This is a genomic window from Rhodococcus sp. 06-462-5, assembly GCF_002258315.1.
GTDB lineage: Bacteria > Actinomycetota > Actinomycetes > Mycobacteriales > Mycobacteriaceae > Rhodococcoides.
In genome coordinates this window covers 44919-51994 of record NZ_NOYD01000045.1, presented here as the reverse complement: position 1 = coordinate 51994, position 7076 = coordinate 44919, and the positions used below count along the sequence as shown (strand labels likewise).

Below are 7076 nucleotides of genomic sequence, written 5' to 3'. Positions count from 1 at the left end.
CACCCGGGCAGCGGTGTACGTCTTCCCGGTCCCGGGCGGCCCCTGTACGGCAACGTAGGAGTGATCGAGATCGAGCAGCGCCGCCGTGACGGCCGTCGCGTAGTCACCGGCGTGCACCTCGGGAAGGCCGGTGCCGGAACGGGTTCGGGGTGGCGAGAGCGTCAGCAGATCGGCGACGGCCGTGCGCGGAAGGTGCGGCAGTGCCGCACCGACCTCGGCGGCGACGCCGGCGATCGCCTGCTCCAAATACTTGGTCGCCGGGGGCGGTTCGGGTGCGGTGGCGACGGGGAAGTCGGAGTACCCGTCCACTCCCTTGCGCAGGTTCTCCTGCACCACCACCATGTCGAGGTTGCCCTCGTAGCCGGCCTGCACGATCTCGACCGTCGTGGTCGCGCGATGGGTCGGCTGCTGCTTCGGCAATCCCTCCGGGGCCGGGTCGTCGTAGAGCAGCTTGACCTTCGAGCTCGACAGAACGCCGCCCGTCAGGTGCCCCAGCAGCTTGAGCTGCCGTCGTAGGACCCGTTGATTCGGTGCAGTTTTCATCCAGTCGTGCACCAGTTCGGCACGCTCGACCTTCAGCACGTCGGCGGCGTCGGCCCACTCGTCCAGTGGGTGGGTCAGACGATCGAAGTGCGCCCACCAGAACGGCTTTCGTTCGCGTCGGTGATATCCGATGGATCCGGCGAACAGTGCGACGGCCTGTTGCGTGGAGGTGCGCTCCCACGGCAGACCGGCGTAATCGGCCAGTTCGAGCTCGAGTGGGCTCGCGGTGTCGACGGCACCGTCTTCGAGCTCGAGGTGTTGCGGCGCGCGCGGGTGCACACCGGCATCCGACGCGCGTGCCAGCAACCAATCCCGCAGTCGCAGTGTCGATTCGCAGTCGGTGCGGTTATAGTCCGCGATGTCGGCGAGCAGCGCCGCGGCCTCTGCGTCCTTGCCCTGGTCTCGTAGATCGCACCAGTTCGCGTATTCGACGATCGACGCGGCCGCGTCGGTGACGTCTCCGTCGCGGGCGGCGGGCATGTACAGGGGTTCGAGCTTCTTGATGCTGTAGGACCTGGCTCCGATGCGTACCGCAGATCGCACGATCGGATAGAGGTCCACCAGAACGTTGTCTCGCAGTAGGTCGTCGACCGCGTCCTCACCGACGCCGTAGCGTCCGGCGAGGCGCAGCAGCGCGGTCTTCTCGTACGGCGCGTAGTGGTAGATGTGCATGTTCGGGTAGGCCGCGCGACGGGTGGTCACGTAGTCGAGGAAGTCGATCAGGGCGCGTCGTTCCTGCGCGCGATCGTGCGCCCAGAACGGCAGGAACTCACCGTCGGCGGTGTAGACACCGAACAGGTACTCGAGCCCCCATTCGGAACTGCCCGTCTCGGCCCACAGCGGGTCGCCCTCGAAGTCGAAGAAGATGTCGCCCGGATCGGGCTCGGGGATCACGCCGAGGGCGTCGGCGTCGAAGATCTCGAACTCGGCGTCGCCGCTGTTCTCCTGGCGCACCTGCAGCGCGGCCTGAGCTCGCAGGTTTGTAAGTGTGCGAGACGACATGCCGTCCACGGTCCCGGTCGACGCAGCCAACTCGTCCACCGTCGCGATTCCCGCGTCGAGCAGTCTGTCCCTGGTGCTCGCGCGCATACCGGCGACGAGAACCAGGTCGCGGTGCTGTTCCACCTCGATCGTGCATGCCTCGCACTGCCCGCAGCCGGAGTAGCGCGAGTCGAACCAGTCGACGACGGTGCCTTCGGCGCGGTGCTCGTCGAGGATGTGTTGCAGGTGTTCTCTTGACTGTCGGTAGACCGGAAGGATCTCGGCGAGCGAGTGCGCGGAGTCGCTGCCGTCGCCGAGCATCAGGTGCACCTCGTCGCTCGGAGTGATCCCGCCGGACCGCAACGCGTCCGCGTAGGCCGCCAACTGCAGCAGTGCCGGAACCTTGGCGTGTCGCGACAGCTTCGTGTCGTACACGGCGTACCGATCGCCTTCGGCCACCAGGAAGTCGCAGAAACCGAGAAATCGGCCGTCGAAGAAGGTCGCCTGATACACCACCGGTGTGCGCGCAGTCAGAGCGGTGAAGGTCGCCCAGGCGGCATCGGCCAGTTCCTGATCGGTGCGCCCCGGCCGGTCCATCGTCAGGACGCCGCCGGGGAACCGCTGCTGGAAGGTCTCGAGCTGACGGCGTTCGTGCTCGAATCCGAGTGCAGAGGTGCGGTCGAGCATCGGATCGGGGGTGGCAGTTGCCCGCGGGATCAGCCCGGTCAGCCCGTCGAGTCGGCGCAGCAGCCCGAATTCGCACGACGCTGCCGCGGCGAGGTCGCTGGCGCTGTAGATGACGCGATCGCCGATGAGGAACACGCGCCCACCCTAGTCACCAACGCGAGCGGTACCGGTCACGTTGCGCGCGGATGCCGTCGCGAGGAGGCAAAATGATCGAATGCCTTTTTTCGACGGAGCCACCGGTGCTGTCCATTACCGAAACTGGACTGTTCCCGATGCTCGTTTCGGTCTCGTTTTTCTGCACGGTCTCGGCCAGAACAGCGGCCACTACCACCGTTTCGCTCGGGTCCTCAACGGACGCGGAGTGGACGTGTGGGCGGTCGATCACGTGGGACACGGCCTCACCGAAGGTGAGTTGACCGACGCCGCTCAGATCCCCGGCCTCGCTCAGAACGCGCTGCAGTTGCTCGATATCGCCGAGGCCGAGCACCCCGAGTTGTCGTTCGCCCTGATGGGCCATTCGTTGGGGGCGGCGACGGCCATCGCGGCTCTCAGCGCGCATCCGAAGGCGGTGCAGTGCGCCGTGCTGTGCGGCACCCCGAAGTCCGTGACCGGCTCGGCCACCGATCTCGCGGACAACGTGATTCCGATCCTCGCCGTGCACGGAGTCGACGATCGCCTGGCTCCGATCGATGCGGTGCGCGAGTGGATCGGCAGTGTTCCCGACGCGTCCCTGCGTGAATTCGAGGACGGCGGCCACGACCTGCTGCACGAGAAGATCCACCTGCAGGTGACCTCGGTGGTGGCGGAGTTCCTCGACGACCACATGTCCTGACACGACATCGAGGGCCCGGTGCGACGATCGCACCGGGCCCTCGTTGTCGGGAGATCGATCTACGAGTAGATCGCCTCGATGTCGCTGCCACGCTCGGCGTGGATGATGTTGCGCTTGAGCTTCATCGTGGGGGTGAGCTCACCGGTTTCGACGGTGAAGTCGTTCTCGAGGATCGTGTACTTCTTGATCTGCTCGGGGTTGGAGACCTTCTTGTTGGCCTCGGCGACGGCCTTGTCGATCTCGGCGACGAGGTCGGCGTTCTTCGACAGCTCCGAGAACGGGATGTCGGCGGAGAGGCTGTGACGCTCGAGCCAGCCCGGCATCGCCTCGGGGTCGAGGGTGATGAGCGCACCGATGAACGGCTTGGCGTCGCCGACGACGAGGCACTGGCTGATGATCGCGTTCGCGCGGAGGGCGTCCTCGAGCACTGCGGGGGCGACGTTCTTGCCGCCCGCGGTCACGATGATCTCCTTCTTGCGGCCGGTGATCGAGACGTAGCCTTCCTGGTCGATCGTGCCGAGGTCGCCGGTGTGGAACCAGCCGTCGACGATGGCCTCGGCCGTTGCCTTCTCGTTGTGCCAGTAGCCGCTGAACACGACCGGTCCCTTGAGCAGGAGTTCACCGTCTTCGGCGACCTTCACCGAGTGGCCGTCGATGGGCTTGCCGACGGTGCCGACGCGCTGTTCCTTGGTGGTGTTGACGGTGATGGCCGCGCTGGTCTCGGTCAGTCCGTAGCCCTCGTAGACCGGGACGCCTGCACCGCGGAAGAAGTGGCCGAGGCGCGCACCGAGAGGTCCGCCGCCGGACACCGCGCGGGTGCAGTTGCCGCCGAGTGCTGCGCGCAGCTTGGAGTACACGAGCTTGTCGAACACGGTGTGCTTGAGGTTCAGGACGAGTCCGGCTCCGCCCTTCTCCTGGGCCTCGCTCCACTCGATGGCCGTCGCAGCGGCCTTGTCGAAGATGGACCCCTTGCCGCCGTCGTGCGCCTTCTGCTTGGCGGAGTTGTAGACCTTCTCGAACACACGCGGAACCGACAGGATGAAGTCCGGCTTGAACACGGCGAACTGATCCACCAGCGTCGTCACGTCCGAGGTATGTCCGACGGTGACCTTGGACTCGAACGAACCGAAGGACACGGCGCGGGCGAACACGTGCGCCATCGGGAGGAACATCAGTGTGCGGTTGCCCTCCTTCATCGAGTCGTGCAGCGCGATCTGGGTGGCCTGAACCTCGGCGTAGAAGTTGGCGTGCGTGAGCTGGACGCCCTTGGGGCGGCCGGTGGTGCCCGAGGTGTAGATCAGGGTCGCGGGCGATGAGGCGCTGACCTGATGGCGTCGCGCGTGCAGATCCTCGTCGCTGACCCCGGATCCGCGGGTGGTCAGTTCTTCGATGGCTCCGGCGTCGATCTGCAGAACCTCACGCAGATCCTTGGCACCTTCGGTGACCTCTTTGAGGTTCGACGCGTGCGCTGCGGTTTCGACGACGAGCAGCTTGGTGGCGGAGTCCTCGAGGATCCACTGTGCCTGGTCGGCGGAGGAGGTCTCGTAGATCGCGACGGTGCATCCGCCTGCGGACCAGATGGCGTAGTCGAGAACGACCCACTCGTATCGCGTCGCGCTGAGGATGGCGACCCGGTCGCCGAGCTCGATCCCGGAGGCGATCAGTCCCTTGGCTGCTGCCGCGACCTCTTTGGCGAACCGAGCTGCGGTGACATCGGTCCAGTTACCGTTCTCCAGACGTTGGAACGGTACGAAGTTCGGCGATTCCTTCTCGTACCTGTAGACGGTGTCGGCCATGGATGCGTCGTCAGGAATGGTGAACGACGCCGGCACAGAATATTCGCGCACTGCTGGACCCCTTACGGAAAAATAGCGTGGTAGTTGTGCATTTCATCACATTCGAGGCCGTGGCGCACCATCCGGGGTGTCCGGTTTGTCGACTTTGCCGCGAGTCCGGGGGAGTTGAGTGTGACTCGGGGTACAACTTAACCGCCTGCGGTCGCATTCGGGTGTCGGGTCGCCGGTGTGATGCCGCTCGCACCCCATGCCGTCTCGACCGTTTTCGTCACCTGATCAGCGTAGAAGGGTTCGCAGCGCCCGAGCAGGTACTAAACTCGTGCGACATATGAGCACTTCAGAAACTGAACAGGATGCCGCCGTGACGTCCGACGAGACGAATTCGACCCCTCAGGAGTCCGCCTCCGCTCCGGTACGCGCGAGCGAGTCGTCCTCGGCGACGGGTGACGACATCACTTTCGCCGATCTCGGCATCGACGAGCGGGTCCTGAAGGCCCTGCGTGACGTGGGGTACGAGACCCCGTCGCCCATCCAGGCCGCCACCATTCCACCGCTGATGGCAGGCAACGACGTCGTCGGCCTCGCGCAGACCGGAACCGGCAAGACCGCCGCGTTCGCGGTGCCGATCCTGTCGCGTCTCGACGTCTCTCGTCGAGTGCCACAGGCACTGGTGCTCGCCCCGACCCGCGAGCTCGCGCTCCAGGTCGCCGAGGCGTTCGGCAAGTACGCCACGCACATTCCGGGTCTGCACATCCTGCCGATCTACGGCGGACAGGCGTACGGCATCCAGCTCTCGGGCCTGCGCAAGGGCGCGCAGATCATCGTCGGTACCCCCGGTCGTGTCATCGACCACCTCGAGAAGGGCACCCTCGACCTGTCCGGCCTCGAGTACCTGGTGCTCGACGAGGCCGACGAGATGCTCAAGATGGGCTTCCAGGAGGACGTCGAGCGCATCCTCTCCGATACCCCGGAGTACAAGCAGGTCGCGTTGTTCTCGGCCACGATGCCTGCCGCGATCCGCAAGATCTCCAAGCAGTACCTGCACGACCCGGTGGAGATCACCGTCAAGACCAAGACATCGACGGCACCGAACATCACCCAGCGGTACGTCCAGGTGGCCCATCAGCGCAAGCTGGAGGCACTGACTCGAATCTTCGAGGTCGAAGAGTTCGAGGCCATGATCATGTTCGTGCGCACCAAGCAGGCCACCGAGGAACTCGCCGAGAAGCTGCGGGCACGGGGCTTCTCGGCCGCCGCGATCAACGGCGACATCGTGCAGGCTCAGCGTGAGCGCACCATCGGTCAGCTCAAGAACGGTCAGATCGACATCCTGGTCGCCACCGATGTCGCAGCCCGCGGTCTCGACGTCGACCGCATCTCGCACGTCATCAACTACGACATCCCGCACGACACCGAGTCCTACGTGCACCGCATCGGTCGTACCGGTCGCGCGGGCCGGGCGGGGCAGGCTCTGCTGTTCGTCGCACCGCGCGAGCGGCACCTGCTCAAGGCCATCGAGCGTGCGACGCGTCAGCCGATCACCGAGATGCAGCTCCCGAGTGTCGACGACGTCAACGCACAGCGCGTGACGAAGTTCAAGGACTCCATCACCGAGAGTCTGGGCAACGAGAATTTGGCGCTGTTCCGTCGCCTCATCGAGGACTACGAGCGCGAGCACGACGTGCCGTTGGTCGACATCGCAGCGGCGCTGGCGATCCAGTCGCGCGACGGCGAGGCGTTCTTGCTCAAGCCGGAGCCGCCTGCCCCGCCGCGCGCACCCCGTGAGCCGCGCGAACCGCGGCCGCCGCGCACGTTCGACGAGGATGCGGCCAGCTCGCATCACCGCAAGACGGGCCAGGAGATGGCGACGTACCGCATCAGCGTCGGCAAGCGGCATCACGTCGCTCCCGGTGCGATCGTCGGTGCCATCGCCAACGAGGGCGGTCTGCGTCGAAGCGACTTCGGGCACATCAGCATTCGCCCCGACCATTCGTTGGTGGAGCTGCCCGCAGATCTCGCCGACGAGACGGTCGAGGCGTTGCGCCGCACCCGCATCAGTGGCGTGTTGATTCAACTGCAACCCGATTCCGGTCCTCCCGGACGCAGCGGCGGCGGGAAGTACAAGGGCAGGCGCTAGAGCGCTACGCGCACGTGCGCGGCGGAGCCTGCGGTCGTTCCGCAGGCTCCACTCCGATCTCGCAGTGGGTTACGAAGGTCCGTGCACGACCCCAGCGTTA

Annotated in this window: 4 protein-coding genes; 2 read left to right on the top strand and 2 right to left on the bottom strand. The window is 65.8% G+C overall.

What is annotated here, in order from left to right; genetic code table 11:
- A partial coding sequence (locus CH251_RS19885) for a TM0106 family RecB-like putative nuclease (protein WP_094614684.1) occupies positions 1-2346 on the bottom strand: 2346 nt, incomplete at its 3' end.
- 79 nt (positions 2347-2425) lie between these two features.
- On the opposite strand from CH251_RS19885, the gene CH251_RS19880 reads away from it, so the two are divergent.
- Complete coding sequence (locus tag CH251_RS19880) at positions 2426-3043, top strand: alpha/beta hydrolase (RefSeq protein WP_094614683.1); 618 nt, start codon at positions 2426-2428, stop codon at positions 3041-3043.
- A 59-nt stretch (positions 3044-3102) separates the two neighbouring features.
- On the opposite strand, the gene CH251_RS19875 is transcribed toward CH251_RS19880, so the two are convergent.
- Positions 3103-4890: a long-chain fatty acid--CoA ligase gene (locus CH251_RS19875; RefSeq protein ID WP_179273539.1), complete on the bottom strand. Its 1788-nt coding sequence runs from the start codon at positions 4888-4890 to the stop codon at positions 3103-3105.
- Between the two features lie 277 nt (positions 4891-5167).
- On the opposite strand from CH251_RS19875, the gene CH251_RS19870 reads away from it, so the two are divergent.
- Positions 5168-6976, top strand: coding sequence for a DEAD/DEAH box helicase (locus CH251_RS19870; RefSeq protein WP_256979190.1), 1809 nt, complete (start codon positions 5168-5170; stop codon positions 6974-6976).
- Positions 6977-7076: the final 100 nt, after the last annotated feature.